The organism is Candidatus Eisenbacteria bacterium, from assembly GCA_035577985.1.
GTDB lineage: Bacteria > Desulfobacterota > Binatia > DP-6 > DP-6 > DATJZY01.
Genome location: DATJZY010000132.1, coordinates 14,551 through 41,075 on the forward strand (window position 1 = coordinate 14,551; position 26,525 = coordinate 41,075).

General features: G+C 70.6%; 26 protein-coding genes and 1 pseudogene. 14 read left to right on the plus strand and 13 right to left on the minus strand.

The features are described 5' to 3' along the window. Positions 1 to 11: 11 nt before the first annotated feature. The 5 genes and pseudogenes from mgtE to VMS22_19195 all read right to left on the minus strand — a co-directional run bounded on the left by mgtE (position 12) and on the right by VMS22_19195 (position 4,600). On the minus strand, positions 12 to 1,340 hold the full coding sequence (mgtE, locus tag VMS22_19175) for a magnesium transporter (GenBank protein HXJ36160.1): 1,329 nt from the start codon (positions 1,338 to 1,340) through the stop codon (positions 12 to 14). Positions 1,341 to 1,500: 160 nt separating this feature from the next. Continuing rightward, positions 1,501 to 1,917: pseudogene (locus VMS22_19180) on the minus strand (AhpC/TSA family protein). A 12-nt stretch (positions 1,918 to 1,929) separates the two neighbouring features. Continuing rightward, positions 1,930 to 2,055 carry a hypothetical protein gene (locus tag VMS22_19185; protein HXJ36161.1) on the minus strand — a complete coding sequence of 42 codons (126 nt, stop codon included), beginning with the start codon at positions 2,053 to 2,055 and terminating at the stop codon, positions 1,930 to 1,932. After that, positions 2,052 to 3,338 (minus strand): hypothetical protein, encoded by a 1,287-nt coding sequence (locus VMS22_19190; protein HXJ36162.1) that lies wholly within the window; start codon positions 3,336 to 3,338, stop codon positions 2,052 to 2,054. Before VMS22_19190 ends, VMS22_19185 begins: the two co-directional genes overlap by 4 nt. After that, positions 3,335 to 4,600, minus strand: a complete 1,266-nt coding sequence (locus VMS22_19195) for a hypothetical protein (protein ID HXJ36163.1) — start codon at positions 4,598 to 4,600, stop codon at positions 3,335 to 3,337. The genes VMS22_19190 and VMS22_19195 overlap by 4 nt, the downstream gene beginning before the upstream one ends. A 79-nt stretch (positions 4,601 to 4,679) precedes the next feature. On the opposite strand from VMS22_19195, the gene VMS22_19200 reads away from it, so the two are divergent. The 4 genes from VMS22_19200 (at position 4,680) to VMS22_19215 (ending at position 9,194) form a co-directional block, all read left to right on the plus strand. Next, the gene (locus VMS22_19200; GenBank protein ID HXJ36164.1) at positions 4,680 to 5,303 is read left to right on the plus strand and encodes a cysteine hydrolase; all 624 of its coding nucleotides are present in this window, start codon (positions 4,680 to 4,682) and stop codon (positions 5,301 to 5,303) included. Positions 5,304 to 5,448: 145 nt separating this feature from the next. After that, positions 5,449 to 6,918 (plus strand): hypothetical protein, encoded by a 1,470-nt coding sequence (locus VMS22_19205; GenBank protein ID HXJ36165.1) that lies wholly within the window; start codon positions 5,449 to 5,451, stop codon positions 6,916 to 6,918. Positions 6,919 to 7,116: 198 nt separating this feature from the next. Next, the gene (locus VMS22_19210; protein HXJ36166.1) at positions 7,117 to 8,643 is read left to right on the plus strand and encodes a hypothetical protein; all 1,527 of its coding nucleotides are present in this window, start codon (positions 7,117 to 7,119) and stop codon (positions 8,641 to 8,643) included. A gap of 107 nt (positions 8,644 to 8,750) precedes the next feature. Continuing rightward, complete coding sequence (locus VMS22_19215) at positions 8,751 to 9,194, plus strand: nuclear transport factor 2 family protein (GenBank protein HXJ36167.1); 444 nt, start codon at positions 8,751 to 8,753, stop codon at positions 9,192 to 9,194. A gap of 10 nt (positions 9,195 to 9,204) precedes the next feature. Here VMS22_19215 and VMS22_19220 read toward each other — a convergent pair whose 3' ends face one another. The 5 genes from VMS22_19220 to VMS22_19240 are packed head-to-tail and all read right to left on the minus strand — an operon-like array spanning position 9,205 to position 15,507. Next, positions 9,205 to 10,014, minus strand: coding sequence for an enoyl-CoA hydratase-related protein (locus tag VMS22_19220; protein ID HXJ36168.1), 810 nt, complete (start codon positions 10,012 to 10,014; stop codon positions 9,205 to 9,207). 53 nt (positions 10,015 to 10,067) lie between these two features. Then, the gene (locus VMS22_19225; protein ID HXJ36169.1) at positions 10,068 to 11,528 is read right to left on the minus strand and encodes a flavin monoamine oxidase family protein; all 1,461 of its coding nucleotides are present in this window, start codon (positions 11,526 to 11,528) and stop codon (positions 10,068 to 10,070) included. A gap of 24 nt (positions 11,529 to 11,552) precedes the next feature. After that, the gene (locus VMS22_19230) at positions 11,553 to 13,139 is read right to left on the minus strand and encodes an AMP-binding protein (protein HXJ36170.1); all 1,587 of its coding nucleotides are present in this window, start codon (positions 13,137 to 13,139) and stop codon (positions 11,553 to 11,555) included. After that, positions 13,139 to 13,975, minus strand: a complete 837-nt coding sequence (locus tag VMS22_19235) for an enoyl-CoA hydratase-related protein (protein HXJ36171.1) — start codon at positions 13,973 to 13,975, stop codon at positions 13,139 to 13,141. The genes VMS22_19230 and VMS22_19235 overlap by 1 nt, the downstream gene beginning before the upstream one ends. Continuing rightward, positions 13,972 to 15,507, minus strand: a complete 1,536-nt coding sequence (locus tag VMS22_19240) for an AMP-binding protein (GenBank protein ID HXJ36172.1) — start codon at positions 15,505 to 15,507, stop codon at positions 13,972 to 13,974. The genes VMS22_19235 and VMS22_19240 overlap by 4 nt, the downstream gene beginning before the upstream one ends. 95 nt (positions 15,508 to 15,602) lie before the next feature. Between VMS22_19240 and VMS22_19245 the strand changes: the two genes are divergently transcribed. Genes VMS22_19245 through VMS22_19255 form a run of 3 tightly spaced genes read left to right on the plus strand, consistent with a single transcriptional unit; the run spans position 15,603 to position 19,330 of the window. After that, positions 15,603 to 16,457, plus strand: coding sequence for an NAD(P)-dependent oxidoreductase (locus VMS22_19245; protein HXJ36173.1), 855 nt, complete (start codon positions 15,603 to 15,605; stop codon positions 16,455 to 16,457). 19 nt (positions 16,458 to 16,476) lie between these two features. Continuing rightward, the gene (locus tag VMS22_19250) at positions 16,477 to 16,851 is read left to right on the plus strand and encodes a carboxymuconolactone decarboxylase family protein (protein HXJ36174.1); all 375 of its coding nucleotides are present in this window, start codon (positions 16,477 to 16,479) and stop codon (positions 16,849 to 16,851) included. Between the two features lie 43 nt (positions 16,852 to 16,894). Further along, positions 16,895 to 19,330 carry a mechanosensitive ion channel domain-containing protein gene (locus tag VMS22_19255; protein ID HXJ36175.1) on the plus strand — a complete coding sequence of 812 codons (2,436 nt, stop codon included), beginning with the start codon at positions 16,895 to 16,897 and terminating at the stop codon, positions 19,328 to 19,330. A 1-nt stretch (position 19,331) separates the two neighbouring features. On the opposite strand, the gene VMS22_19260 is transcribed toward VMS22_19255, so the two are convergent. After that, positions 19,332 to 20,450 carry an ABC transporter substrate-binding protein gene (locus tag VMS22_19260; protein ID HXJ36176.1) on the minus strand — a complete coding sequence of 373 codons (1,119 nt, stop codon included), beginning with the start codon at positions 20,448 to 20,450 and terminating at the stop codon, positions 19,332 to 19,334. A 192-nt stretch (positions 20,451 to 20,642) separates the two neighbouring features. Here VMS22_19260 and VMS22_19265 point away from each other — a divergent pair, with 192 nt between their 5' ends. The 3 genes from VMS22_19265 to mtgA all read left to right on the plus strand — a co-directional run bounded on the left by VMS22_19265 (position 20,643) and on the right by mtgA (position 22,867). After that, positions 20,643 to 21,371, plus strand: coding sequence for a GNAT family N-acyltransferase (locus tag VMS22_19265; protein ID HXJ36177.1), 729 nt, complete (start codon positions 20,643 to 20,645; stop codon positions 21,369 to 21,371). Further along, positions 21,368 to 22,138 carry a lysophospholipid acyltransferase family protein gene (locus VMS22_19270; protein ID HXJ36178.1) on the plus strand — a complete coding sequence of 257 codons (771 nt, stop codon included), beginning with the start codon at positions 21,368 to 21,370 and terminating at the stop codon, positions 22,136 to 22,138. Before VMS22_19265 ends, VMS22_19270 begins: the two co-directional genes overlap by 4 nt. Before the next feature lie 75 nt (positions 22,139 to 22,213). Next, positions 22,214 to 22,867 carry a monofunctional biosynthetic peptidoglycan transglycosylase gene (gene mtgA, locus VMS22_19275; protein HXJ36179.1) on the plus strand — a complete coding sequence of 218 codons (654 nt, stop codon included), beginning with the start codon at positions 22,214 to 22,216 and terminating at the stop codon, positions 22,865 to 22,867. Between the two features lie 161 nt (positions 22,868 to 23,028). On the opposite strand, the gene VMS22_19280 is transcribed toward mtgA, so the two are convergent. Together VMS22_19280 and VMS22_19285 are read right to left on the minus strand one after the other, a co-directional pair. Then, entirely contained in the window at positions 23,029 to 23,757 is a 729-nt protein-coding gene (locus VMS22_19280) for a hypothetical protein (GenBank protein ID HXJ36180.1), read from the minus strand. A gap of 77 nt (positions 23,758 to 23,834) precedes the next feature. Further along, complete coding sequence (locus tag VMS22_19285) at positions 23,835 to 24,617, minus strand: phytanoyl-CoA dioxygenase family protein (GenBank protein HXJ36181.1); 783 nt, start codon at positions 24,615 to 24,617, stop codon at positions 23,835 to 23,837. Between the two features lie 199 nt (positions 24,618 to 24,816). Here VMS22_19285 and VMS22_19290 point away from each other — a divergent pair, with 199 nt between their 5' ends. From VMS22_19290 to VMS22_19305, 4 genes are read left to right on the plus strand one after another with little or no spacing between them, the layout of a single operon-like run. Next, positions 24,817 to 25,284 carry a GFA family protein gene (locus tag VMS22_19290; GenBank protein ID HXJ36182.1) on the plus strand — a complete coding sequence of 156 codons (468 nt, stop codon included), beginning with the start codon at positions 24,817 to 24,819 and terminating at the stop codon, positions 25,282 to 25,284. Between the two features lie 50 nt (positions 25,285 to 25,334). Continuing rightward, positions 25,335 to 25,523: a hypothetical protein gene (locus VMS22_19295; protein HXJ36183.1), complete on the plus strand. Its 189-nt coding sequence runs from the start codon at positions 25,335 to 25,337 to the stop codon at positions 25,521 to 25,523. A gap of 57 nt (positions 25,524 to 25,580) precedes the next feature. Beyond that, entirely contained in the window at positions 25,581 to 26,066 is a 486-nt protein-coding gene (locus tag VMS22_19300) for a hypothetical protein (protein HXJ36184.1), read from the plus strand. Positions 26,067 to 26,084: 18 nt separating this feature from the next. Then, a complete protein-coding gene (locus VMS22_19305) occupies positions 26,085 to 26,477 on the plus strand; it encodes a hypothetical protein (protein HXJ36185.1) in 393 nt (130 codons plus the stop codon). The last annotated feature ends 48 nt before the right edge of the window (positions 26,478 to 26,525 follow it).

Sequence of the window (26,525 nt, forward strand, 5' to 3'; positions counted from 1 at the left end):
GCCGTTGCGATCTACAGGAGCGTGCCGCGGAAGATGAGGCTCGCCACCGAGAAGTAGATCACCAGCCCCGTGACGTCGACGAGCGTTGCAACGAACGGGGCACACGCGCTCGCGGGGTCGAAGCCCAGGCGCCGCAGAACGAACGGCAGCAGCGAGCCGGCGAACGTTCCGAACGTGACGACGCCGATGAGACTCACCGCCACCGTCGAGCCGACCAGCAGATAGTGCTCGCCGTACGCACCGAAGAGGCCGACCCAGGCCAGGATCCGCGCCAGGCCGATCGAGCCGAGGATCGAGCCGAGAACGAGCCCGGCGGAGATCTCGCGGCGAATCACGCGCCACCAGTCGCGCAGGCGCACCTCACCGAGCGCCATTGCCCGGATGACCAGCGTCGAGGCCTGGGAGCCGGAGTTGCCGCCGCTGCTGATGATGAGTGGGACGAAGAGCGCCAGCACGACCGCGCGCTCGATCTCCTTCTCGAAATACCCCATCGCCGTCGCCGTCAGCATCTCGCCGAGGAAGAGGGCCGAGAGCCACCCCGCCCGCTTCCTCACCAGGCTCGCGAAGCCGATCTCGAGATACGGAACCCCGAGCACTTCCGAGCCGCCCATCTTCTGAATCTCTTTCGTCGCCTGCTCGGAGACGACGTGGACGACGTCGTCGGCCGTGACGATGCCCTGCATGCGACCCGCGTCGTCGACCACCGGAAGCGCGATCAGGCCCGAGCGCTGGAAGAGCCGGCTGACGTCCTCCTGGGCCGTGTGCCCGGTCACGGTGACGACGCTCGTCCGCATGATGTCGCACACGCATTGACCCGCGTGTGCGTCGAACAGCTCGCGAAACGAGACGACGCCGAGGAGCCGCTGATCCGCCGCGAGGACGTAGCAGTAGTAGATGGTCTCGACCTGTTGGCGCCCTTGCTTGCGCAGGTAGGCCATCGCCTCGTCGACCGTCATCTCTGGCCGAAGGCGGGCGAAGCGCGTGTTCATCAACCCGCCCGCCCGGTCCTCGGCGTAGGCGAGCAGACCCTGGACCTCCTGGCGGGTCGGGTCGTCGAGGAGCGCGAGCAGCGCCGCACGCGCCCCGGGAGGTACCGCCTGGACCAGGTCGGTGGCATCGTCTGGAGCGAGGAGTCGCATCCAGGATCGGCGGTCCCCCCCCGGCAGGCCCAGGACGATTGCCGCTTGATCCGCCGCGCTCAGCGAGAAGAAGAGGTCCTCCGCCTCGGCTCTCGGAAGCAGGAGGAAGGCCTCCACGCGGTCGCGTGGCGACAAGATCGGCCAGATCTCCTGCAGCTCTTCCACCGAGACGCGATCGTCTCGCGCCAGGGCCTGGGACATGGGCATCGGTCGGTCCTCCCGTTCGTTCTGCACACGGCCATCACCATCGGGGCAATGGCTGGGAGCGCCATTACCACCATCGTGCCAGGTCAAACGAGCCGCATGTGCAGGCAGTGCGCACCGCCGTCGAGCGTTGCCCAGCGCGATCGGATCGGCGCGTCTACGCCGAGACCTCGACCAGCGCGGCGATGACCGCCCCCGCCGCCGGGATGTCGCCGGAGTGCCGCGCCTGATGGAGGTAGCGCACGACACCCGCGCGATCGACGATCGCGACGCCGGGGAGCTGGAACCAGTCCGAGTGCCGCATGAGCGAGCCGCGGATGCTGACGCGGTGGCCCCGTTTGATCGCCTCGCTCCCTTCGCGAATCGGATCGAGAACGACCTCCCGCCAGCCCGCGCGGCGAAGGCCGTAGGATCGGTAGCTCGCCTTGTCGGGATCGCCGAGACACGGGAACCCGACGCCGATCTCGCCGCACACGCGCGCCGCCTCGGTGGCCGTGCCCTGCCCGATCGCGACCACGCGCGCACCCCGGGCCTCGACCGCCGGCAGCTCGCGTTGCATCTCGACGAGATGCTGGCGGCAGACGGGTCAGCCGAAGTGCCGCAGGAAGAGGAAGATCGTCGCGCGTGCGCGCCAGAAGTCCGAGAGGCGCACGAGCGTCCCGTCGGTGTCGACGAAGTCGGCGTCCGGCGCCGGCTGCCCGACCGCGATCACCCCTCGTCTATGACACGCGCGGCTTTGTACGCAAAACGCGGGAGCTTCCCGCGCTCGACGAGTTCGAGCCGCGTCGCGATGCCGTGCTTGTCCCGGAACCGCTCGGCGATGCGCCGGGCGAGCGCACCCGCGTCGGCGCCCGGGACGTGCTCGCATCGCACGTGGAGTGTGTTCGCCGGAACCTTGGGCCGCACGACCTGATACTCGGCCGACGGCGTCGAGACCTCGGGGAACTCGTAGAGCACGAGCGCGACGTCGATCGGCAGCAGCTTCGCGTCGCCGATGGGTGTCACGTCGCGCACCCGCCCCTCGTAGAAGAGGCGGCGGTGCGTCTCGCCGCACACGCACGGCGTCGTGTTGAGGCGCACGACGTCCTCGAGGTCGTACCGGACGAGGAAGTTGTCCTTCTCGAGAACGGTCACGACCAGGTTCCCGCGCTCGCCGTGGCCGCACGGCCGCCCGGTGCGATCGTCGATCACCTCGACGATCGCGAGGTCCTCGGCGAGGTGCGCGCCGTCGCGCGCGTCGCACGCCGAGCCGAGCAGCGGCAGCGCTTCCAGCCCGGAGCTCGCCATCAGGTACTGCTCGGAGGGATGGTCGCCGGCGATCGTGAGGTTCAGATCCTCGGCGGGATCGAGGCCCCGCGCCCGCGCGGCGTCGGCGTAGGTCGTCGCGACGTTGCCGAACAGCCGATACATGTCGGGCCGCAGCCGCCGCCACACCTCGACGACGTCGGCGACGTGCTGCCTCCCGACCGGCGGGCCAGACGGGATGTTCGTCACGCCGAGCGCTTCGACCCCATGCGAGAAGTGCCAGCCGCCGGCGTTCATGCCGAACGGGTGCGCATTCGCGAGGCTCATGCCGGGCCGGAGCCCCCAGCGCCAGCGCCCGCGCGCCGACGCGGCGTGGTCGACCTCGAGGTCCTTGCGCGTCCACAGGATGATCGTCGGCCGGCCGCTCGTTCCGGTCGAGGCGCCGAGGCGAACGGCCTGCGACACGGGCGCGCCGCGGTAGTCGCCGAACGGCGGGAACTCCTCTTCGCTCCGGCGCAGCTCCGCCTTGAGCGTCGTCGGCAGCTTCGCGAGATCGTCCAAGCCGCGCACGTCGGCGCGCCGCACCCCCGCCGCCTCGAACTTGCGCTTGAAGAACGGCACGGGCGTGGCCCACACACGATCGAGCTGCTTCGCGAGACGTTCGGCCTGCAGCGCACGCACTTGCTCCAGCGGCATGGTCTGGATCGCGGGGTCGTAGTAGCGCTGATCGCGCCGGACCGGGGCCTTCATGTCTTGGTCCTGCGGTCGATCATCGCGTCGGCGAAGCGCGGCGCCGCCGCGGTCTCGGGAACGTCGGCCTCGGGCACGAGCACGACGTCCATCGAGATGAGCGCGAACGCCTTCACCCGCTCGGCGACCCGGGCCGCGAAGGCGCTTCGATCCGCCGGTTCGGTACGGAGCCCCGCGCGCAGCACGCACGTGTCGTAGCGCTGGCCCTGCGGATGGTCGACGACGATCTGGAAGCGGGAGATCTCGGGCAGCTCGGAGAGCGCCTTGTGGACCTGCGCCGGATGGACGAGCACGCCCTTGATCTTGCGGATCGCCCCCTTCTGCCCGACGAACACGATGCGGAGCGACGGATCGCCGCAGGCGCACGTCCCCTCGAGGAGCCGGAACACGTCGCCGGGCGCGTAGCGCACGAGTGGCAGCGCGCGCGGGCCCAGCTGCGTCGCGACGAGCTCGCCGGTGCCGCCGGGGCCTACCGGCTCGCCGGTGTCGGGATCGAGGAACTCGCAGAAGAGGTCGCGCGCGTGGAGGTGCATGCCGTCGTGGACGCGACACTCGCCCGCGAGCGGTCCGATCTGCGCCTCGCCGCAGTGATCGAAGAGCTCGATCCCGAACGTCGCGCCGAGGTCCCGCCGCAGCGCCGGCGTCAGCAGCTCGGCGGTCGAGAAGCCGACGCGGTACTTGAGGTCCGTGCGGGGATCGAGGCCCATCTCGCGCGCCGTGTCGCCGAGGTTGGCGAGAAAGCTCGGCGTGCCCGCATACACCGTCGCGCCCCAGGCGTGCGCGACCTCGACCTGCAACCGGCTCTGCCCCGTGCCGCCGTTGATCACGGCGCAGCCCGCCTCCTCGAAGGCGCGATGCAGCCGCAGGCCACCCGGCATGATGTGGTACGAGAGCGTCACGTGGGCGATGTCGCCCGGTCCGACGCCCATCGCGCGGATCGACTCCTTCAGCACCGGCGTCCCACCCTGCTCGGAGGCGAGACGAGGGATGTAGATCGGGCCGGGCGACGTGTGCACCGACGCGAACTCGGTCGGCCGTGCCGCGAGCAGCTCGCCGAAGGGCGGATGCGCGCGCTGGCTCTCCACCAGGTCGACCTTCGCGAGGCGCGGGACCCGGGCGCGGACGTCGTCGTAGGTGCGCAGGCGGGGGACGTCGATTCCCCGCTCCGCGAACAGGCGCCGGTAGTACGGCGAGTGCACGCCGACCCATGCGAGCGTCTCGCGAAGGCGTGCCAGGTCGTCGTCGGAGTGCGGCCAGTTCATGCGCGAGGGCCGAGGCCTACAAACCCCCGCCGGGGGCGTCAAGCTTGCCGCCCGCGTGGCGTTGTGCGACGTGCGGCCCATGGCGGACCTCGAGCTCGACGTGGACGCTGCGGCGCTCTGTCTCGTCGAAATGCAGAACGACATCGTGCACGAGCGGAACATCGGCGAGAAGGGGCTCGGCGGTGCGCTCGCCGGCCAGGTGAAGGCCCGCGGCGTCATCCCGAAGCTCGAGCGGCTCACGGCCGCAGCGCGCGCGCGCGGCGTGCCGGTCGTCTACGTCAACTTCTGCGGCAAGCCCGGATTCCCGCGTCCGAATACGCGGCTGTACCGGCTGTCGGCCTCGAAGCCGCGGCTCGTCGAAGGCACCTGGGGCGTGCAGACGCACGAGGCGCTCACGCCGCGGCCCGAGGACTTCGTCCTCGAGCGCACCGTCGGCGTCGACGGATCGTACGGCACGCAGCTCTATCCTGTCCTGCGCATGCTCGCACGTCGCACGATGCTCATGACCGGCGTGTCGACCAACCTCGCCATCGAGAGCATCGTGCGCGCGTCCGTCAATCGCGGCTTCGACATGGTCGTCGTCGAGGACTGTTGCGCGAGCTTCCCCCAGGAGTGGCACGACTGGACGGTCAAGAACATCCTGCCGCTGCTCGCCACGGTGACGTCGTCCGACGTCGTTCTGCGCGCGCTCGGCGCCGATTGACCCAGTCTCCGCGCAGCCGCTACGGCACGTCCGATCGGCGCGCCGCGTCGAAAGTTTTCGTTGACGCCCGGCGCGATGCACGTGTATGCGCCATGGAGATGCGCCAAACACGCGTTTGGCACCAACACAGGAGGAGGGTTCACCAATGAGGATCGGCCGACTCGGTCTCGCCGTGGTGCTCGGCATCGCGGTCGGCGGCATCGCGAGCGCACAGCCCATTCCCGAGGCCAAGTGCGTGACCGGCAAGGTGAAGTGCGGCATGAACAAGGTGAAGGGCAACCTCGGCTGCGAGGGCAAGGCCGCCAAGCTGGGCGCGGCCGTCGATCCGCTCTGTACCTCGAAGGTCAACGGCAAGTTCACCGGTTCTGCCACCGCCTGCATGGAGAAGCTCGACGCCAAGAACGCCACCGTGCCCTGCGCCACGCTGGGTGACGGCACGACGATCGCCGCGAAGATCGACGCGTTCATCGCCGACGTGAAGGCCGAGCTCTACACGAACCCGATTCCGACCGGCGCCAACGCGTGCGCGTCGGGCAAGATGAAGTGCGTCACGAACTTCGTGAAGGGCATCCTCACGTGCGAGTCCAAGGCCATCAAGCTCGGGCTCCCCGTCGATCCGCTGTGCACGCAGAAGGCCATGGACAAGTTCACGGGCCTGGCGCTCAACAAGTCGTGCATGGAGAAGCTCGAAGCCCCGGGCAAAGCCTGCACGCTCGGCGGCACTTCGGGCGACGGCGCCACGATCAAGGCGAAGTCACAGGCCTTCATGGACGACCTCCTCTGTGAGCTGCTGGCCCAGTTCCCGGCCGTCACCCAGCTGAACATCACCGGCGCGGCTCCGTCGGGCAACTGCGGCTCGACCGTCGGCGGCCCGAATCCGCTCGCCTGCGGGCTCTCCTACACGGGCGGCGGCGCCACCACCGCGCCTCCGACCGGCCAGCCGGTCGGCTCGCTCACTCGTCTCTCGGCGACCTGCACCGCCAACGACTGCACTCTCGGGTCGACGACGGGCGGCAACGACTGCTCCGATACCGGCTGCCCGCTCGGGCCGTACCGCCCGCAGCCGAACGGCGCGACGTCGAGCTGCGTGCTCGTGAAGTTCACGGCCGGCGCCACGGGCACACTCAAGCGGTGCAGCGGAGCGGCCTTGGTGAACTACCCTCTGGCGGCCAACGTGACGATCACCGGCAACGCCACCCAACCCTGCCCGCTCTGCGTCGCCGGACTCTGTGACGCGACGGCTTCCAACCCCGGCGCCGCCTGCACCGACGTCGGTGGTGGCGCGAGCTTCGAGTGTCTACCGGCCGGCCTCCCGATTCCGCCGTTCGGCATCAGCATCCCGAACAACGGCACGGGGTCGTCGACGATCACCGACGCAGGTGGCATCTTCTGTCCGGGGCAGACGGTCGCCAACAAGGGCTGCTTCGGTAGCGCCGGCTGCACCTCCATCACCGTGAAAGGCTCTCCGGCCGGCCCGCTGAGCCCCGGCCCGCACCCGGCCACCGTGGCCGGAGCGTTCTGCATCCCGTCGACGGGCAACGGTGTCGTCGACGGCGGTGGCGGTCTCCCCGGCCCGGGCGCCAGCTCGACGCCGGACATCTTCAGCCTCTTCTAGCGGCTCTTTCGTCGATCGCGTGAGCCAGGACGCCCTCGGGTCCGCCGGACCCGGGGGCGTCGCATTTTCCGGCGCTGCCGCGACGCGGCGAGTCCCCCGATTTTCTCGTTGCGGCGTCAACGACCGGCGTGTTAGCCCATGAGCTAGCGGGCCGCCGAGGCCCCCCAAACAAAACGAAGTCACAGAGGGAGGGAGCGCATGTTCCAGATCGGGATTCGTAGGGCCGTGGGATTGCTCGTTCTTGCGGGGGCCGTCGCATGGGCCGGCGCGGCAAGCGCCCAGCCGATCCCGCAGGCGAAGTGCGAGGCCGGCAAGATCAAGTGCGGCATCAACAAGGTGAAGGGCAACCTCGGCTGCGAGGGCAAGGCCGCCAAGCTCGGCGCCTCCGTCGACCCGCTCTGCACCCAGAAGGTGAACGACAAGTTCTCCGGCCTTCCGCTGAACAAGTCGTGCATGGAGAAGCTCGACGCCAAGAACGCCACCGTGCCGTGCATCACGCTCGGCGACGGCGGCACGATCGGCGCCAAGATCAACGCCTTCGTCGCCGACGTGAAGGCCGAGCTCTACGTCAACCCGGCGCCGACCGGGGCCAATGCCTGCGCCTCCGGGAAGATGAAGTGCGTGACGAACTTCGTGAAGGGCATCCTCGGGTGCCGCGCGAAGTCGATCACGACGGGCCTCGCGGTCGATCCGCTCTGCCTGCAGAAGGCGATGGACAAGTTCACGGGCCTCGCCCTGAACAAGTCGTGCATGGAGAAGCTCGAAGCCCCGGGCAAGGCGTGCACGCTCGTCGGCACGACCGCCGACGGCGCGACCATCAAGGCGAAGTCGCAGGCCTTCATGGACGACCTCCTGTGTGAGCTCGGCGGCAGCCCGACCGGCACGAGTGTCAACGTGATCACCGCGATGGGGTCGGGTAACTGCGGCGTCTCCCGGACGGGCGGCGCGGGCGGTACGGACCTTCTGCAGCTCGCCTGCGGCGCGTCGTATCAGGGCGGCGGCACGGGCACCAGCGATCCGTCGGATGGGCCGGTCGGTGCCCTCACGCGCTACACGGCGTCCTGCACGGGATCGAGCTGCACGCTCGGTCCGACGACGGCGGGATCCGGCGCCAACACGTGCTCGAACACGGGGTGTCCGTACGGCCCCAACCGCGCGCAGCCGAACACGACGACGCCGGTTCAGTCGGCGTGCGTCCGCGTGCTCTTCTCCGCCCCGGCGGCGGGAACCGTCAACACCTGCACCGGCGCCGCGAACTTCAACCTGCCGCTCAGCGCCAACATCGTGCTGACCGCCAACGTCACCGAGCCGTGCCCGCTCTGCGTCGCCGGAGCCTGCGACGCGACGGCGACGAACCCCGGGGCGAGCTGCACCGACCTCGGCGGCGGCGCGAACTACGAGTGTCTCCCGGCCGGTCTCGCCCTCCCGCCGTTCGCGATCAGCACGCCGGCGAGCGGAACGGGTACGTCGGTCAACAGCAACGCGGGCGGCATCTTCTGCCCCGGCCAGACCGTCGCCAACAAGGGCTGCTTCGGGGACCCGACCTGCGACTACATGGAAGTGACCGGCGCAGCGGCCGGTGCGCTGTCGGCCGGACCGCACGCGATCACCACGGGCTCGGTCTTCTGCATCCCGTCGACCGGCAATGGCCTCATCGACGGCGGGGCCGGCTTCCCGGGACCGGGTGCGAACTCCACCCCGGCCACGATCCAGCTTCTGCCCTAGTCCGGTAGAGCCACGATACACACACGACGCCCCCGGGCCGCACGGTTCGGGGGCGTCGCCGTCCGCGGGCTCGACGATGGGGGCGGATTCCCGCTACGACGGCGGGCATGCAGCCATGGGAGATGGCCGCGCGCGAGGCCATCCGCGATCTCGTCGCGCGCTACTCCGTCGCCGGCGATCGCGGCCGCTTCGACGATCTCATCGCGCTCTTCACCGACGACGGTCTGCTCGAGCTGCCCGAGGGCCGCTCGGCACGCGGCCGGGACGCGATCCGGGCCTTCCTCAGCGACACCGGAGCCCGCTTGCGCGAAGCGACCACCCGCCCCGTCATCCGCCACCACGTGACGACGCACCAGATCGACGTCGCGAGCGCGAGCGAGGCGACCGGGACGGCGTACTTCTTCGTCGTCACCGAGCGCGGCGCCGATCACTGGGGTCGATATCGCGATCGCTACGCCTGCGTGGACGGCACGTGGCGCTTCGCGCATCGCAAGGTGACGCTCGACGGCTGGGCGCCGGGCTCGTGGTCCGCCGAGCGCCGCAAGGGCTGATCGACGGCTCTCAGCGCCCCTTCCACGCCGGCTTGCGCTTCTCGAGGAACGAGCGCGGCCCCTCGTGGAAGTCCTCGGTCTGCTCGTTCACCTCGAGGTAGCCGGCCGCGATCTCCTCGGCCTGTGGGATCGGGAGCCCGAGCCCCTGCAGGATGCCCATCTTCGTGCCCCACACGGCGAGCGGTGCGTTCTCGCAGATCATGCGGGCGAGCTCGCGCGCGCGCTCCATGAGCTTCTCGTGCGGCACGACTTCGGTGACGAGCCCCACCTGGTACGCGCGCTCGGGCGTCATGCGCTCCTTCGAGCCGAGCAGCGCCATCCGCAGGCACACGGCGAGCGGAACGCGCCGCGACATGTTCACCATCTCGTGCGACGAGACGAGCCCGATCGAGACGTGCGGATCGACGAAGAACGCCTTGTCGGACGCGATCGGGATGTCCGACTCGGTCACGAAGTCGAGCGAGAAGCCGGCGCAGGCGCCGTTCACGGCGGCGATGACGGGCTTGAAGACGCGCTGGCGCCGCGGCGTGGGGAGGTCGACGATGCCCTCGATCAGCGCCAGCTCGCGCCACCGGTCGGGCCGCGTGAAGCCGCCCGTCGCGAGGCCTTCGACGTCGGCGCCGGTGGAGAAGCCCTTGCCCGCCCCGGTCAGGATCGCGCACCACACGTCGGGATCGTTCTTCACCTCGCGCCATGCCTCCCGCAGCTCGTCCTTCAGCTTCTGGTTCATGGCGTTCATGCGCTCGGGGCGGTTGAGCGTGAGGGTCGCGACGTGCCCGTCGACCTCGTAGAGGACCGTCTCGTACTGCGGCATCGGCATCTCCTTCAGCGATTCTCGCTACCACCCTGCGCGCGCGCGTCGCAACGACCGCCTCAGGCGGACGTGACCTCGGCCGCGACGCGCTGGCCGGAGCGGACGGCGCCGTCCATGTAGCCGTTGGACACGTCGGCCGTCTCGGTGCCCGCCCAGTGGATGCGTCCCACGGGAGCGCGCAAGGCCGTCCCGTAGCTCGTGAGGACGCCGGGCGCGAGGAAACCGGCGTAGCAGCCGCGCGTCCACGGCTCGGCCGACCAGTCGCGCTCGATGTAGGCGGTGGCGTTCATCGCCTGCGGGCCGAAGTAGCGGGCGAACGACTCCAGCACCGCTTGTTGGCGGTCGGCCACCGATCGCTCGCCCCACGCCCGCGCCTCGGCGCCCTCGATGAAGCCGATGAGGACGCCCGGGCTGCCGTCCGGCGGCGAGTTGTCGAAGGTGACCTTCACCGGTCCCGTGTCGCTCGTCGCCTGTCCGGAGAGGCCGGCGTCGCGCCAGAACGGGCCCGGATAGACCGCCTGGCACTTGATGACCGAGCCCATCGGGAACCGCTGCGTCAGTTGATCGCGCAAGCCGGGCACGATCGGGTCGTAGTCGATGCGGCTGCACAGCGTCGGCGGCAGCGCCACGATGACGCGTCCCGCGCGGTAGCGGCGGCGATCGGTTTCGACCACGACCCCGCCGCTCGTCTGCGTGATGCGCCGCACCGGCGAGCGCAGGACGACGCGCTTCCCGAGCGCGTCGGCGACCTTCTGGGCGACGATCTGCGAGCCGCCGACGAAGCGCGAGTCCTGCGCGCCGCCGCTCGTCGAGACGAGGGGCAGGATGCCGCCGCCCGAGTGCACGTAGAACAGGAAGTGCAGCAGCGAGATGTCGCGCGGTTCGCACGCGAACACCGACTGCACCGAGAGGTCGAAGAGGAGGCGCGCGCCGGGCGTCGTCAGGTTCTGGAGCTTCCACGTCTCGGCCGTCTGGCCGTCGAGCGCGAGCGTGTCGACACCCGGTGCGTTCCACGGCTCGTCGAGCGGGATCTGCTTCGCGAGGGTGTCGAGGGCGACCAGGACGACGGTCAGGAGCTCGGTCAGATCCCCGGGGGCAATCGGCGGGATCCCGACCGACGCCGGATACGGCGTGAGCGTGCCGCCGGAATAGAAGACGTCGTTGCCCTCGTTGTAGGTCTTGAACGTATCGACGCCGACCTCCTTCGCGAGCGCGATGATCTCTGTTTGCAGCGGTCCCACCCACTGGCCGCCGACCTCGACCACCTTGCCGCCGCCGAGATCGGCGTTGAGCGTGCGCCCGCCGACGCGATCGTTCGCCTCGAGGACGACGACCGAAGCGCCCTGCGCCGTGAGCAGCCGGGCGGCCGTGAGCCCGGCGAAGCCGGCGCCGACGATCGCGACGTCGACGTGCCTGGACGTCCGTTTCGCGTCGGCGTCGCGAGCGAACGCCGGTCCCGCGGCGGCGGCCGCCGCCCCCTTCAGGAACGAGCGGCGTGACAGCCGCGACGAGAGTCCCATCCCCATTCCTCCTCGACGTCGCGCTCAGGCGAGCCGCGCCTGCGCCAGCTTCTTCAACGTCGGCTTCTCGATCTTTCCGGTTCCGGTTCGCGGCACCTCGGCCTCGGCGATGACGAACACGTGCCGCGGGACCTTGTAGCTGGCGAGGTTTTCGCGGCAGAACGCCTGCAGGGCCTCGGGGCCGGTCGTGGCGCCGTCCTCCAGCACGACGAACGCCGCCACGTTCTCCCCGCGCACGGGATCGGGCACGCCGACCACGTGCGCCGCCTTCACGCCCGGATGCTTCGCGAGCGTCTCCTCCACCTCGACCGCCGCCACGTTCACGCCCGCCGTCTTGATGACGTCCTTCAAACGGGTCGCGAAGTGCAGGCACCCGGTCGCGTCGAGGAATCCCAGATCACCCGTCTTGAAGAAGCCGTCGCGATCGAACGTCTCGCTGCGCTGGACGCGATAGTAGCCCTCCATGAGCGTCGGCCCCTTGACGAAGATCTCGCCCGGCTCGCCGGGCGCGGCGAGCGCGCCCGTGTCGGGATCGACGATGCGGATCTCCATGCCCGCGAGCGGCCGCCCGAACGTCTCGCGCCGGACCGCCGGCGGATCGTCCCAGCGCGCGCACGCGACGCACGTCGCCGTCTCGCTCATGCCGTACATGCCGACCGTCACGTGGTCGGGACCCATCAGCCTGTCGGCGAGCGGATGGTTCGATCCCTTGCGCAGCTTGACCGTCCGCTTGCCCCAGTCGGGGTGCTCGAGCAGCGGCCCCGCCTGGTGCCAGCCGGCCATGATCGTGCACCCCTCGGCTTCGAGCAGGGCCAGCGCGCTCCCGGGATCGACCTGCTCCTGCAGGACGATGCGGCCGCCGCCCGCGAGCGTCTCGAGCGCGCCGATGATGAAGCCGCCCGACCAGAAGAGCGGCATGTGCCCCCACCACGCGTCGCCCGGCGTCGTGCCGAGGCACTCGGCGATCCGCCGCCCCGAAATCGTGAGCGCGCCGTGCGCGTGCACCACGGCCTTCGCCTTCGCGGTGGTCCCGGACGTGAAGAAGATCGTGGCGAGATCGGTCGGCGACACGCGCGCCTCGAGCGCGTCGAGGAACGCCTCGTCGACGGCGGTGGGAAGGTCCTCCCAGCGCTGCGTGCCGGGTGCGTCGCCGCCGAGCAGAACGACGCGGCGGAGCGCCGGCGCCGCGATCGATCGCAGCACGCCGGGCGTGCTCGGCGCGAGCTCGGGGACGATCTCGCCGAGCGCGGCCAGGTAGTCGTGGCGCAGGAAGGTCGGCACCATGACGAGCACCTGGACGTCGCCGTGGGCGAGCGCGTAGGCGATCTCGTCGCGCTTCCAGAGGGTCGAGAACGGCACCAGCACGGCGCCGATGCGCAGGGCGCCGAAGGCGATCGGCAGCCAGTCGAGCCGATTCGGACACAGAAAGCCGACCCGCGTCCCCTTTCCCACGCCGAGGCCCACGAGCTTCTTGGCGGCGACCCGGCTCCCCGCGCGCAGCTCGCCCCGCGACATGCGCGCCGTGACGCTCGCACTGGGCGCATAGGCGACGGCCTCACGTCCGGGCTCGCGCGACGTGACGTCGTCGAGAAACGCGCCGAGCGTCTCCATCACTTCTTCTTCGTGAAGTGCTCGAGGTCCGGCGTGTCGGTCGAGACGCGCATCCCCCAGCGCGGCGGGCGCTTGTCGAGAAAGGCGCGGATGCCTTCCTTCGCGTCGGGCGATTGGGTCGTCCAGCCGAAGACCTGTCCGTCGAGCCGCTCCGCGACGCTCGGATCGGGCTCCGACAGAAACCGCCAGATGAGCTGCTTGGTGAGCGCGACGGCCACCGGCGCCGTCTCGGTCGCGATCTCGTGCGCGATCGCCTGCGCCGTCGGCAGGAGCTCGGCATCGGGCACCACGCGCGAGACGAGCCCCATCTCGAGGGCTTCGTGCGCCCGCACGAGCCGACCGGTCAGGAGCAGCTCCGCGGCGCGCGATACGCCGACGATGCGGGGCAGGAGCCAGGTGCTGGCCGCTTCCGGCGTGAGGCCGCGCTTCACGAACACGAACGTGATGCGCGTCGACTCGCCCGCGATCCGGATGTCCCACTGCAGCGGCAGGGTCGCCCCGACGCCGGCGACGGCGCCGTTCAAGGCCGCGATGATGGGCTTGCGGATGTCCCACGCCTTGAGCGTCAGACGCTCCGCCGCAGGCTGGCCTTCCCGCTCGCGCGCCTCCTCGAACACCTTGCCGGCGCCCTCGAGATCGGCCCCGACGCAAAAGTCCTTCCCGGCGCCGGTCACGACCACGGCGCGCACGGCGTCGTTTGCATCGGCGTCGCGGAGCGCCTGGCGGATCTCCAGGCCCATCTGGCGATTCCACGCGTTGCGTTTCTCGGGGCGGTCGAGCGTCAGCGTCGCGACGCCGTCGGCGGCGACCTCGAAGCGGATGGTCTCGTGGCTCATGGGGCGCCGAACTCCTGCCGCAGGACGTGCATCTGCACCTTGTTGTAGGCGTTTCGCGGCAGCGATGCCACGAACTCGATGCGCCGGGGCTTCTTGAAGCCGGCCAGCCGTTCCCCCGCGAAGGCGGCCAGACTGTCGCGGTCGAGCCCCGACCCGTCCCGCATGACGACGATGGCCGTCACCTGCTCGCCCCATTTCGGGTGCGGCGTGCCGATCACGGCGACGTCGGCGACGTCCGGATGCTGCCGCAGCACCTCCTCGACCTCGAGCGGCACGACGTTCTCGCCCCCGGTGATGATGATGTCCTTCACGCGCCCGGTGAGAAAGAAGTAGCCGTCCGCGTCGCAGCGCCCGAGGTCGCCCGTGTGGAGCCAGCCGTCGCGGAGCGCGGCGCGGGTCGCTTGGGGGTTGCGAAAGTAGCCCGCCATCACGGTGGGCCCGCCGACGACGATCTCGCCTTCCTCGCCCGCAGCGGCGAGCGAGCCGTCGACGCGACGGATCCCGACGTGGACGTGCGGGTTCATGGTGCCGACGGTCCCCTCGCGATCGAAGACGCTCGTGCCGCGCGCCATGAGCAGGCCGTCGGTCGACTCGGTCTGGCCGTAGGCCTCGATCACTTCCGCGCCGTCGAAGAGGGCGGCGAGGCGGCGTTTCGCTTCCATCGGGGTCGGCGCACCGCCGACGCTCACCTTCTGCACCGAGCGTCGCACCGCGACGGGAACGTCGGCGCGCTGGGTCACCTCGAACACCATGCCACCGATGAGCGGCAGATCGGTGACGGCCCAGCGCTCGGCCGCCTCGAGCACCGAGTCGACGTCGAACTTCTCGAGCAGCACCGCGGTCGAGCCGAGGAAGATCCGGCAGAGGAGATGCGAAACCAGGACCGGCACGTGCGTGAGCGCGCTCATGCAGGCGCCCACGCTCTGCGGCGTGTCGCCGCGCGCCTGCGCACAGGCGAGGCCGGCCCAGAAGAAGTTGCGGTGGGTGAGCATGACGCCCTTCGGGCTGCCGGACGAACCCGAGGTGTAGGCGATCGCGGCCAGCGCCTCCGCGCGCGGGGAGCGCGGGCGGCCGCGCAGCCGGCGGCGCGGGCGTCGAACGATCGCCGGATGGAGCGGCAGCGCCGGCTCGCACGCGAAGAGCGGGATGCCGATCGCCGCCGCCCCGTCGCGGGCGACCGCGACGCGTTTGGTGTCGCACAGAAGGGCCCGCGCGCGCGCGTGCTCGAGCTGCCGCCCGACCTCCTCGGCAGTGGCGCGCGTGCTGACCGGGACCACCACCGCGCCGAGACCCCAGACGGCGTACAGCATGGCGACGATCGCCGGCTCGTTGGCGGCCATGACGCCGATCGCGTCGCCGCTGCCGAGCCCCCGGCGTGCGAGCCAGCCCGCGAGGTCGTCGACGGCCGTCGCCAGCTCGCCGTAGGCGTAGCGCCGGTCGCCGAAGACGACGCCGCCGGCCGTGCCGCGGCGCCGCGCCTGGTAGTGTACGAACGCGGGGGAAGTCGGCAACAGCGGCGAGAAGGTTCGCATGCGACGAAGCGGGTTCTTGTAGACTCCCGCCGTCTACGCCGTCAACGTCGCAGAGCGCAGTTGCGAGGCGCCGAGGAAGCGCCTAGGGACGCCGCATGCGCGTCGGTTTCATCGGCCTCGGCAACATCGGCATGCCGATGGCGAAGCGGCTCGTCGAAGCGGGGCTCGCCACCACCGCATACGACCTCGTGGCGGAACGCGTGGCCGAGCTCGTCGCGCTCGGTGCGACGGCGGCGACGTCGCCCCGCGAGCTCGCCACGGGGGCCGACGTGATCGGCGTCTGCGTTCGCGACGACGCCGACGTGCGCGCCGTCGTCTTCGGCGACGACGGCATTCTCGCCGGGGCCGCGCCCGGCGCCGTCGTCGCGCTGCACGGCACCGTGCAGCTCGGCGCCGTGCTCGCGCTCGGCGACGCGTTCGCCGCGCGCGGGATCGGCCTCGTCGACGCGTGCGTCACCGGCGGCGCGGCGGGCGCCGCCGCCGGCACGCTCACGACCATGGTCGGCGGCGCGGCGGCCGACGTCGCAAAGGTGCGCCCCGAGCTGGACGCATTCTCGCGGATCGTCGTCGCGACGGGCAAGCTCGGCTCCGGCACGATCGTGAAGCTGTGCAACAACCTCATGGGCTACCTCGCCTGGACGGCGGCGATCGAGGGCTTTCGCCTGGCGCGCGCCGCAGGCATTACGGACGAGGTCTTCGAGACCGTGACGCGCGCGGGCGGCCATCTGACCGAGCCGATGCAGACCTTCCTGCGCACCCACAAGCTTCCGGACGCCGCCCGGCGCGACCCCGCGCTGCAGGCGCGCCTGCGCAGCTTCGTCGAGATGGCCGAGAAGGATCTCGCGGCAGCGCTCGCGCTCGCGCGCACGCACGGCCTGGATCTTCCGGGTACGGAGCTCTGCTCGCGGATCATGGGGAGCGTCTATGGCGTCATCGAGACGCCGTCCTGAGCCAGAATCGGAGGAGACGATGGCCGACGAACGACGAACGCGCGGGCGGAAGATGTTCGAGCAGGTGATGGGCTTCCCCGCTCCGCCGGTCGACGGAGAGCCGTTCTTCGATACGACCCTCGACCATCTCTTCGGCGAGCTGTGGTCGCGGCCGGGCTTCTCGGTGCGCGACCGGCGGATCGTGACGCTCACGGTGCTGATGAGCCTCGGACACGAGGCCACGCTGCGCCTGCACCTGGGCGCCGCCATGCGAACCGGACAGCTCACCGACGCCGAGATCGACGAGCTGGTGCTGCACGTCGCGCACTACGCCGGATGGCCGCCCGCCGCGATCGCATCGCAGGTCGTCCGCCAGCTCCGAGCCGAACGGGCGAGCGGTTCCGCCGGCGGCTGACCGTTTGACGCTCGGGACGGGCGACCGCTACCACTCGCGGGCGATGCAGCTCGGACGGCTTCGATTCGCACTCGCGCTGGCCCTCGTGGCCCGCGGCGTGTGTGCGCAGGACGCCCCGACGGTCCCGGTTGCCCCGACGTCGACGACCCTCCCGCTCACGGCGATCGCACCGTCCGATCTTCCGGCGCAGATCGAGCGGACGAACGCCGAGCTGCGCGAATGGGAGACGCGCCTCACGCCGACCCCGGAGCAGATGGAGATCGAGCAGAAGCTTCCGCGGCTGCGCCAGGATCTCCTCGAGCTCACCGCCCACCCGCTCGAGAACCTGATCGACGTCGCGCCACGGGAGCTCGAGGACGTCCAGCGACAGTGGGAGATCGCGCGCGATCAGCTCGCCGCGTGGGGCGAGACGATCGCGAAGCGCACCCAGGGCTTCGAGATCGGCCTCGCGCGCTTGCGCGAGCTCGACGAGATCTGGGGGCGCACCGCGACGTCGGCTGCGCAGGAGAAGCTTCCCGACGCCGTCATCCACGAGATCGGAAGCGTGCGCACCGCCATCAGACAGATGCAAGGACGCGCGAAGGACCAACGCGACCGCCTCGTCACGCTCGGCAGCCAGATCGGCGCTCTGCAGGGCACGGTCGTCGACGGGATGGCGGCGGTGCAGGCGGCCGCGGCCCGCCTGCACGCGGACCTGCTCACGGCCGACGAGCCGCCGTTGTGGACCGTGCTGGGCACGGAGTCCGGGACGGAGCCGGTCGCGAAAACACTCGCCCGGACCGGGCAGCGCGTCGGCGCGCAGCTCGTCGTCACCATGCGCGCCCAACGCGGTCGCATCGCATTCGAGCTCACGACTCTGGCGCTGCTGCTGGCGATGATGCTCGCGGTGCGCCGCAGATCGCGCGCGTGGCCCGCAGACGACCCTGCGCTGGCCCCGGTGCACGTCATCGCCGCGCGTCCGTACTCCTCCGTGCTCATCCTGGGGATGGTCGTGCGATCGTTCACCATCGGGACGGTTCCACTCGTGGTGGGCGAAGTGTCCGCCCTTCTGGCCTTGGCTCCCCTCCTCTGCCTGCTCTACGACCGCCTGCACGGCAGGCTGCGCACGCTCGTTCCCCTCACCGCGGCGCTCTTCGCCCTGGTGCTCGTGCGGCGCGCCCTCCCCATCGGCTCTGCGGAGGCGCGCCTCCTCCTCGCCTTCGAGAACCTGTCGATCGTGTGCTGGGTCCTCTGGGCCGTGCGTCCGACCCAGGTCGCCGAGCTGCAGCTCTCCCCGTTGCGCCAGCGGGGGCTCCTCTACGGCAGCCGCGTGGTCGCGATGCTGCTGGCGGTCTCCCTCGTGTCCAACCTCATCGGCAACGTGACACTCGCGCTGGTTACCAGCCGGGCCGTCGTGGGATCGGCCTACCTGGCGCTGCTCGTGGTCGAGATCCGGCGCGTGCTCACCGCGCTCGTGGTCGCGGCGCTCCACGCGCCGGGGTCGATCGCGATCAAGGCGATCGCGAACCACGCGCCCGTCCTCCAACGCCATCTCGTCGGAGGGATCCGGCTCGCGACTGCGATCGGCTGGGTGTTCGGCACACTCGATCTCACCGGCTTCCTGTCTCCGGTCGTCGCCGCCGGACGGGGGATCCTCGCGGCAAGGCTCGAGATCGGTGCGCTCTCGTTCGCGGCGAGCGACCTGATCGCCCTCGCCGTCACCATCTGGCTGTCGATGATCGTGGCACGTCTGGTGCGGTTCGTCCTCGAGGACGACGTCCTGCCGCACATGGATCTACCGCGCGGCGTCCCGAGCGCGATCTCGGCCGCAGCCAACTACACCGTCCTGCTGATCGGCTTCCTGCTGGCCCTGTCGGCCGCCGGCCTCGATCTCGGCCGGATCACGATCCTCGCTGGCGCGTTCGGCGTCGGGATCGGCTTCGGCCTGCAGAACGTCGTCAACAACTTCGTCTCGGGTCTGATCCTGCTCGTCGAGCGACCGATCCGCCTCGGCGACGTGATCGAGTTCGGCGGCGTCAGCGGATGGGTGAGCCGCATCGGCATCCGCTCGAGCACCATCGCGACCTTCGACGGCGCGGAGGTGATCGTGCCGAACGCCTCGCTGATCTCCGATCGCGTGACCAACTGGACGTTCTCCGCGAGCCAGCGCCGCGTCGAGGTGCGCATCGGCGTCGCGTACGGCAACGAGCCGACGGCGATCCTGGCGATCCTCCAGCGGGTCGCGACCGCGCAGGAAGACGTCCTGCGCCAACCCGCGCCGCAGGCCCTCTTCCTCGGCTTCGGCGACACGACCCTCAACTTCGTCGTCCAGGCGTGGACGAGCAGCTACGATCTGGCGACCATCGTCACGAGCCGGCTCGGGGTGGCCATCTATGGCGCCCTGCGCGAGGCCGGCGTGGCGATTCCCGTCGTGCAGCGCGACGCGCGCGCACGTCCCGCCGACGCGCAGCCTACGCCGCCGCCAGCGAAGCCAGCCTGATCTATCGCCTGAGCGACCCGCCGGCCGGGTCGTGGAAGTCGACGAACACCGTCCGGCCGCGCTCGATCCGTCGCAGCAGCAGCCAGTCGCCCTTGTAGGCCTTGTGGTCGTAGGGGCCGAGGCTCATGTGCGTGCGCGGGCCGCCGTTCGCGGCCGGAAGCATGCGCACCTTCTCCAGCCCCTCCTTCACGCCCTTCGGCGTGAGCACGTTCGCGCGGGCGAGCCCCTCGGAGACGAGGCGCGCCGTATCGTACGTGAGCGCCGTCACCGTGTGGTCGCGCCGCTTGCCCGTCTTCGCCGCGACGCGGTCGAAGAGCGGCTTGAGCAGCGGGTTCGCCTCGCACATCTGATCGACGCCCACCCATCCTTCGAGCGCCGTCATCCATTCGGGCTTGGCGTAACAGAACTGGAAGGCCGTCGTCATGACGCGTGGCGGGTTCCAGCCGAGGTTCTTGAACATGGGAGCCATGAGGATGGTCGGGTAGCCGTAGCCGAGGTAGGCGAGGCAGTCGGGCTTCTGGTCGCGGATTTTGCGCAACACGCCTTCGAGATCGTCCGGGATCTGCGTCGTGTACGCCTCGATGAGAATGTCGAGCTTCTCCTTGGCGCAGTAGTAGCGGAAGTTCGTCGCGTACTCGACGCCGCCGGGGCTGATCTCGTGGATCATACCGACGGTCTTGAAGCCGCTGCGGCCGATCCACGTCGCCATGATCGCGGCTTCTTCCGCGAGCCCGCCGTTGCCCAGGTTGAAGCAGTACTCGCCGAAGTAGCGATCGGTGCCGGTCCACGTGATCGCGGGCACGGCGGCGCGGTCGATCACGGGCGCGAGCGCGATCGAGTTGTCGGTGATGAGCGGACCGATCGTGCACAGGACGCCCTGGCTCACGAGCTCCAGGTAGCCGTCGATCGTGTTCTTCGCCTCCAGACGCGGCAGGCCGATGGCCTCCTTCACGAGAAGCTCCACCGGCCGCAGGATCGTGCCGCTTTCCAGCGCCTCGTCGAACGTGAACCGCAGGCAGGCGAGAAAGTCCTCTTTCGTTCCCATGTCGAGATCGATGAGAACGCCGACCTTGGTGGGTGCGAACGCGAGCCCATGGGGCGTCTTGCGAGTGTCGGCCATGCCCGCGAGCTACACTGCCTGGTTGCGGTCTGACAAGGGTCATCGCGCCGTCACATCGGCGTCGATCGGCGGTCACGCAACTGCGCCGATGCTTGCGCACCTGGCGCGGCGTCACGGACTCGCCATCGAACTAGCATGATCACGCCATCGATTTCGCTCGACTTCCTCTCGAAGAGAACCGACCCTGTGTGTATGACATCACGCGCTCGTCGCTTCCGGCTGCAATCGTACCTCGCCAGCACGGCCGCCGACGTCCGGGCGGCCCAGCGCCTGCGCTGGCGCGTCTTCTCACAGGAGCTCGGGGCGCAGCTCCCGGCGGTCGGCGTAGACGAAGACCGCTTCGACGCCTACTGCGACCACCTACTGGTGCGCGACGTGGTGGACGGCGAGGTGGTCGGGACCTACCGCATCCTGTCGGCCGCGCAGGCGGCGAAGGCGGGCGGCTTCTACTCCGAGACCGAGTTCGAGCTGGGTGCTCTGCGCGACCTTCCCGGCCTCGTCGAGCTCGGGCGCGCCTGCGTCCACCCGCGCTATCGCGACGGCGCCGTGCTCTCCTTCCTGTGGTCGTCGCTCGCGCGCCACATCCACGGCGCGGGCTACGAGCACGTGATCGGATGCGCCAGCGTCCCGGTCGCCGACGGCGGCCACGGCGCGGCGAGCCTCTACACCCGCCTCGCCCGCGAGCATCTGGGGCCGCCCGCCTGGCGCGTGCGACCGCACCACCCGCTGCCGATCGGCGAGCTCGACTGCGACACGGATGCCGTGCTCCCGCCGCTCGTGCGCGGCTATCTCCGCATGGGAGCGTGGATGTGCGGCCCGCCCGCATGGGACCGCGAGTTCGGCACGGCCGACATCCTGCTCCTCCTGCCGATGTCGCGCATGCGCCAGCGCTTCCGGCAGCACTTCCTGCGCGCCGCATGATCGGACGTCTCGCCACCGCGCTCGCCGCGTTCGTCCGGACGTGGTTCGCCGCCCGGGTGGTCGCCCCGCGACTCGACCCCGTCCGGCGGCGCCACCTCTCGCGACGCCTCGCGGCGCGGACGCTGCGCGACCTCGGGCTCACGGCCCGGATCCGCGGCGAGCGGCCGCTGGCGCACCGGCCGAGCCTCATCGTCGCCAACCACGTCTCCTGGGTCGACGTGCAGGCGATCGGGGCCATCGTCACGGCGCGATTCGTGGCCAAGTCGGAGACGCGGCGCTGGCCGATCCTCGGCACGATCGCGCGCGGCTTCGACACCTTCTTCCTCGTCCGCACGAGCTGCCGCGACGCCGCGCGCGTCGTCCGGCGGGTCGCGGCGGCGCTCGCCGCCGGCGATTCGGTGGTCGTGTTCCCGGAGGGGACGACGACCCTCGGCGCCGAGCTCCTCCGCTTCTACCCGGCGTTCTTCCAGGCGGCGATCGACGCCGGTGTCCCGGTGCAACCGGTGGCGGTGCGCTATCTCGGCTGCGACCGCCAGCGCACCGAGGCGCCCGCCTTCGTGGGCGACACCACGTTCGCGCAGTCGCTCGCCCGGATCGTCGGGACGCGCGGGCTCGAGGTCGAGGTCGCCTTCGGCTCGCCGATCGACCCGCGCGGCCGGACGCGACGCCAGCTCGCGGCCGCGGCGCACGAGACCATCGGCGGGCTGCTCGGTCTGCCGAGACGCGACGCACCCGGCTCGCTCGATCCCCTGCGGCGCGCCGCCTGACGTCCCGCGGGTTGCGGCGCGACGCGAGCATGCTACGACCGGCCTGGCCTGGAGAGCTCGCTTCGCATCCTGGTCCTGTGGACGACTCGGCTCGCGGCCGCGATCGTCGTCGCGACGCTCGGCGCGGTCGTCCTCTTCAAGTTCGTCGATCCCCCGGTGACGCCGCTCATGATCCGGAATGCGTTCGCGTCCGGCGTGACGAAGCGGTGGGCCGACCTGGACCGCATCTCGCCGCGCCTCGTGCGCGCGGTCGTCGCGTCGGAGGATGCCCGCTTCTTCGAGCACGGCGGCGTCGACTGGGACGCCATCCGGCGCGCCCGCGACTACAACGCGAAGCACGGCGACGAGCCGCGCCGCGGCGGCAGCACGATCACCATGCAGTGCTCGCGCAACCTCTTTCTCTGGCAAGGCAAGAGCTACGTACGCAAGGCGCTCGAGGTCGGCCTCGCGTATCTCATGGAGCTCATGTGGAGCAAGCAACGCATCCTCGAGGTGTACTTGAACGTCATCGAATGGGGCCCGGGTCTCTACGGCGCCGAAGCCGCATCGCACGCCGCCTTCGGCGTCCCCGCCTCCGCCCTCGACTCCCACCAAGCCGCGCTCCTGGCGGCGACGCTCCCCAATCCCCTTCGCTGGAGCGCCGCACGACCCTCGCGCTACGTGCTCGCCCGCGCCGCCACCATCGAACGCCGCGCCGAACAGATCCACCTGCCGGCCGTCGACCGCTAGCGTCACGCGCAGCGCCCTGCGGCGTCGCGAGGTCGGGTGCAAGGCGGAGGCGCCTGCGAAGCGGCGCGACGAAACATGGGGCCGAGACGAGCCGAATGTTTTCCCGCGTGGCGGAGCCGAAGCCGAAGCCTTGCACCCGACCTCGCGGCACCGACAGCGCCCTACAGCACGAGTCCCGCGCCGCTCCCGCACTCGCAATGCTCGACGACCCGCGCGCGGAGCCCGCTAGCGTACCGCCGCGCTCCGACGACGATCTCGCCGGCCTCGACGTCCGTCGCAACACCATCGAGGACGTGGAAGCAGCCCTTCGCGCACGAGCCGGCGACGAAGCTCGTCGCCTCCGCGACGGCGAGCCACGTCCGCTGCCACCCACCGAATCCGGGCGGCGGCGGTACCGGCGCAGCCGGCCTGCCGCGGGAGAGCCACACGATCCCCTTCCACCACGGCCGTTCCGCGGGTGGTGCCGCGGCGAAGAGGGCGGTCGTCGCCGCGCCCGGCTCCGCGATCAGCACGGTGGCCTGGACGCGATCGAAGAGCTCCCAGGCGGGCTTGGCCGCAGCTTCACTTTCGATCGTCCCGAGCGGAACGTCGAGCGCGCCGATGGCTTCGATGACGTCGCCGACGAGGAGCGCGCCGGGCGTCACGAGCGCGCCGGGCAGCGTGTTCGCGACCCGCATCCCCGGCGCGATGCCGAAGCTGCGCAAGAGACGCGCACCGGCGTCGACCTCGGCCGCGAGCTGCGTCGCCGTCCACCCGAGGAGCAAGAGGTCGTCGCCCGAGCCGGTCGCGCCCACCCGCACGGGCGGATCGTCGGGCGCAAAGCCGTGGCGACCCCAGGGCGGGCGCGCGAGCTGATCGGCAACGAGGTCGGCGCGGCGAACGACGGACATGCGGCCCGGGGTTCTATCGCGGCCGGGCAATCGACCTCAATCGCGCCCGCGCGGCGAGGCGGTCGCGTGGCCCGCCCTCACTCGAACGGGTTCGCGAGATTGAACTGCGCGCCGAGCTTCGCGTAGTCGACGCCGGGTCGGCGTTCGTACTCGGGCGGGAAGAGCTCGCGCTTTCGCGCGTAGTAGTCCGCGCGGTGGTCGCCGGCCGAAGCGGGGTTGAAGGTCATGTAGTAGGTGCGCCGCGAGGTTTGCGAGTCGTTGCGTCCGGACCAGTGCGGCACCCAGGCGTCGAACACGATGACGTCGCCCGGCTCGGCGAGAAGCGGCGTCGACACGAGGCGCTCGAGCACGTCGGCGCGAACCGTCCCGTCGGGATTCTGCGGGAGGATCTTCCGCTCGCACGCATCGAGCGCCATCACGAGGCACCCGTTGTCGAGCGTGAAGGGATCGACCGGCACCATGAGCGTCAGGTGGTGGCGCACGCCGAAGTTGACGTAGGCGGGCGCGTCCTGATGCGGCGTGAAGGCGGCGCCGCCCGGATACTTGAAGTTGATCTTGTCCTTGAAGAGGACGACCGGCTCGCCGCAGCACTCCGCGAGGACCTCGAGGATGCGCCCCTTGGTGAGAACGGTCGCGAGCCCCGCGTGGTAGGGCACGAAGTTCTCGATGCGGGCGAGCATCTTCCCGTCGCCGCCCGGACGCTTCTCGTAGTAGCGCATCCACTTGCCGGGCGTCTCGGGCCAGGCGGTGATCTCGTCGGTCCAGCGGACGAGGTCCGCCGTCTCCTGCGCGGACAGGAACTTCGGCAGCCGGACGAATCCGTGCCGCGCGAACTGCTCCTTCGATGCCGCGTCGAGCATGACGCTCTCCTCGCATCCTGAGGGCGTCGTGTCCACTGACCACACGGTCGACGCAGCGAGGGGCCGATCGCTGCCCGCATCACGATCGTGTCGCGCGTGCTGGTGCGTGCCGATCGCGAGACCGCGACGTCGACCGATTGGCGGCGCATCTCTTGAGGCAGCAGCGAGCCCACGCTAGGCAGGCACGAGGAGGCCAGCCATGGTTGCACTTCCCCTCGTCGGCGGCTGCCAATGCGGAGCGCTGCGGTACGCGATCACGCAGCCGCCGTTGATGGTCTACAACTGCCACTGCACCAATTGTCGGACCATCGGGGGCGGCGCCTTCTCCACGCCGGCGACGGTCCTGGAATCGAGCTTCGCGTTCACCCGAGGCGAGCCGCGCGTCTTCGAGTGGACGTCGGACGCCGGCAATCGGCGCTTCGGGTGGTTCTGCGGCGATTGCGGTAGCCGGATCGCCCACGGGCAGATTCCCGGCGGAGGCGTCCTCAGCGTGCGCAGCGGCACCCTCGACGACACGAGCTGGGTCGAGCCGGTGGGGGACATCTGGACGCGGAGCGCGCTGCCGTGGGTCGTGCTCTCGAACGAGCGGCTGCAAACCCCGCAACAGCCGACGGACTACGCGCCGTTCATCGAGCGGTTCCGCGCGCAGGGCCGGTTTCCGAGCTGATCGCCGGTTCCCATGCCGACCCTCTGCTGGCACCCGCCGCGCGCCTGGTGATGATCGGTCGCTTCAAGGCGATGAACGTGCAGGCGCTCGCCGACCACTTCGCCACGAAGTACCACTGGAACGAGGCCGAGGAAGCACGCGTCCGAGCCGCTGCGCGACTGGCGCGACCGGACCTATCGGTCGCACCGCGGGCGGCGTGTCGAGCCCACCGCGGCGTGAGCGTCTCCGGGTGCCATTGACCACTCGGTGGATCGCAGGGTACGGACAGCGCCGGGTTTTTCTCAGGGAGGATGCGCATGCGAAGTGGCTGGATCGTCGTGGGGTTGCTCCTAGCCGCGCCCGCCCACGGCCAGGAGCAGTTCATCTACCCGGGTAAGGGCCAGAATGCGCAGCAGCAGGAGAAGGACAAGTTCCAGTGCTACGGCTGGGCCAAGGGGCAGAGTGGCTTCGATCCGATGGCGCCACCGACGCCGAGGACGCCACCGCCTCCGCAGCGTGGCAGCAGCGTGATCGGCGGCGCGGTCACCGGCGGTGCCCTGGGAGCGGGCGTGGGTGCGATGGGTGGGGCGATCGCCGGGGGCAAGGCCGGTAAGGGCGCGAAGATCGGTGCCGCGACAGGCGGTCTCCTCGGCGGGATGAGCGCTGCCGGCGGGAATGCCCAGGCCAGTCAGGAGCGCCGTGAGTGGGAGAGGCGGGAAGCGAGCGCCTATGCGTCCGCGCGCCGGCAGTACAACCGCGCCTTCGCCGCGTGCATGGAAGGCCGCGGCTACACGGTGAAGTAGATGACGAGGGGATTCCCGATGCGAGATCTTGCAATCGTCCTGCCCGCGCTCGCGTTCCTCGCCGCGCCCGCTGCCGCCCGGGCCGCGGGACCGCTCGTGTGCGCGATCGTCGATGTCTTCGACTGCTCCGCCGGCGACTGTACGGAGGTGACGTCCGAGGCCGTCGGCGTGCCGGACCTCTTGCGCGTCGATCGCGACAAGAAGACGCTCACTGGGCTCGACCGCGAGTTCGGCCGTGCCGCGACCCCGCTCGCGTCGCTGGCGAGCGAGGGTGGGAAGACCACGGCGCGCGCAAGCCACGGTGATCGTAGCCTGGTGCTGGTCGTCGAAGACGAATCGGGCGACGCGATGCTCACGGTGACCGATCACAAGGTGACGCTCGTGGCGTACGGTGAGTGCGCTGCTCCCTGAAGCCCGGCCCGTTGGGAAGCCGCCTCGAGCCTCCGGCCGCCTTGACTC

Coding starts and splice junctions, on each gene's coding strand:
- mgtE (HXJ36160.1), bottom strand. CDS start 1,340: ATGTCCCAGGCCCTGGCGCGAGACGATCGCGTCTCGGTGGAAGAGCTG.
- VMS22_19190 (HXJ36162.1), bottom strand. CDS start 3,338: ATGAAGGCCCCGGTCCGGCGCGATCAGCGCTACTACGACCCCGCGATC.
- VMS22_19195 (HXJ36163.1), bottom strand. CDS start 4,600: ATGAACTGGCCGCACTCCGACGACGACCTGGCACGCCTTCGCGAGACG.
- VMS22_19200 (HXJ36164.1), top strand. CDS start 4,680: ATGGCGGACCTCGAGCTCGACGTGGACGCTGCGGCGCTCTGTCTCGTC.
- VMS22_19205 (HXJ36165.1), top strand. CDS start 5,449: ATGAGGATCGGCCGACTCGGTCTCGCCGTGGTGCTCGGCATCGCGGTC.
- VMS22_19210 (HXJ36166.1), top strand. CDS start 7,117: ATGTTCCAGATCGGGATTCGTAGGGCCGTGGGATTGCTCGTTCTTGCG.
- VMS22_19215 (HXJ36167.1), top strand. CDS start 8,751: ATGCAGCCATGGGAGATGGCCGCGCGCGAGGCCATCCGCGATCTCGTC.
- VMS22_19220 (HXJ36168.1), bottom strand. CDS start 10,014: ATGCCGATGCCGCAGTACGAGACGGTCCTCTACGAGGTCGACGGGCAC.
- VMS22_19225 (HXJ36169.1), bottom strand. CDS start 11,528: ATGGGACTCTCGTCGCGGCTGTCACGCCGCTCGTTCCTGAAGGGGGCG.
- VMS22_19230 (HXJ36170.1), bottom strand. CDS start 13,139: ATGGAGACGCTCGGCGCGTTTCTCGACGACGTCACGTCGCGCGAGCCC.
- VMS22_19235 (HXJ36171.1), bottom strand. CDS start 13,975: ATGAGCCACGAGACCATCCGCTTCGAGGTCGCCGCCGACGGCGTCGCG.
- VMS22_19240 (HXJ36172.1), bottom strand. CDS start 15,507: ATGCGAACCTTCTCGCCGCTGTTGCCGACTTCCCCCGCGTTCGTACAC.
- VMS22_19245 (HXJ36173.1), top strand. CDS start 15,603: ATGCGCGTCGGTTTCATCGGCCTCGGCAACATCGGCATGCCGATGGCG.
- VMS22_19250 (HXJ36174.1), top strand. CDS start 16,477: ATGGCCGACGAACGACGAACGCGCGGGCGGAAGATGTTCGAGCAGGTG.
- VMS22_19255 (HXJ36175.1), top strand. CDS start 16,895: ATGCAGCTCGGACGGCTTCGATTCGCACTCGCGCTGGCCCTCGTGGCC.
- VMS22_19260 (HXJ36176.1), bottom strand. CDS start 20,450: ATGGCCGACACTCGCAAGACGCCCCATGGGCTCGCGTTCGCACCCACC.
- VMS22_19265 (HXJ36177.1), top strand. CDS start 20,643: ATGACATCACGCGCTCGTCGCTTCCGGCTGCAATCGTACCTCGCCAGC.
- VMS22_19270 (HXJ36178.1), top strand. CDS start 21,368: ATGATCGGACGTCTCGCCACCGCGCTCGCCGCGTTCGTCCGGACGTGG.
- VMS22_19280 (HXJ36180.1), bottom strand. CDS start 23,757: ATGTCCGTCGTTCGCCGCGCCGACCTCGTTGCCGATCAGCTCGCGCGC.
- VMS22_19285 (HXJ36181.1), bottom strand. CDS start 24,617: ATGCTCGACGCGGCATCGAAGGAGCAGTTCGCGCGGCACGGATTCGTC.
- VMS22_19290 (HXJ36182.1), top strand. CDS start 24,817: ATGGTTGCACTTCCCCTCGTCGGCGGCTGCCAATGCGGAGCGCTGCGG.
- VMS22_19295 (HXJ36183.1), top strand. CDS start 25,335: ATGATCGGTCGCTTCAAGGCGATGAACGTGCAGGCGCTCGCCGACCAC.
- VMS22_19300 (HXJ36184.1), top strand. CDS start 25,581: ATGCGAAGTGGCTGGATCGTCGTGGGGTTGCTCCTAGCCGCGCCCGCC.
- VMS22_19305 (HXJ36185.1), top strand. CDS start 26,085: ATGCGAGATCTTGCAATCGTCCTGCCCGCGCTCGCGTTCCTCGCCGCG.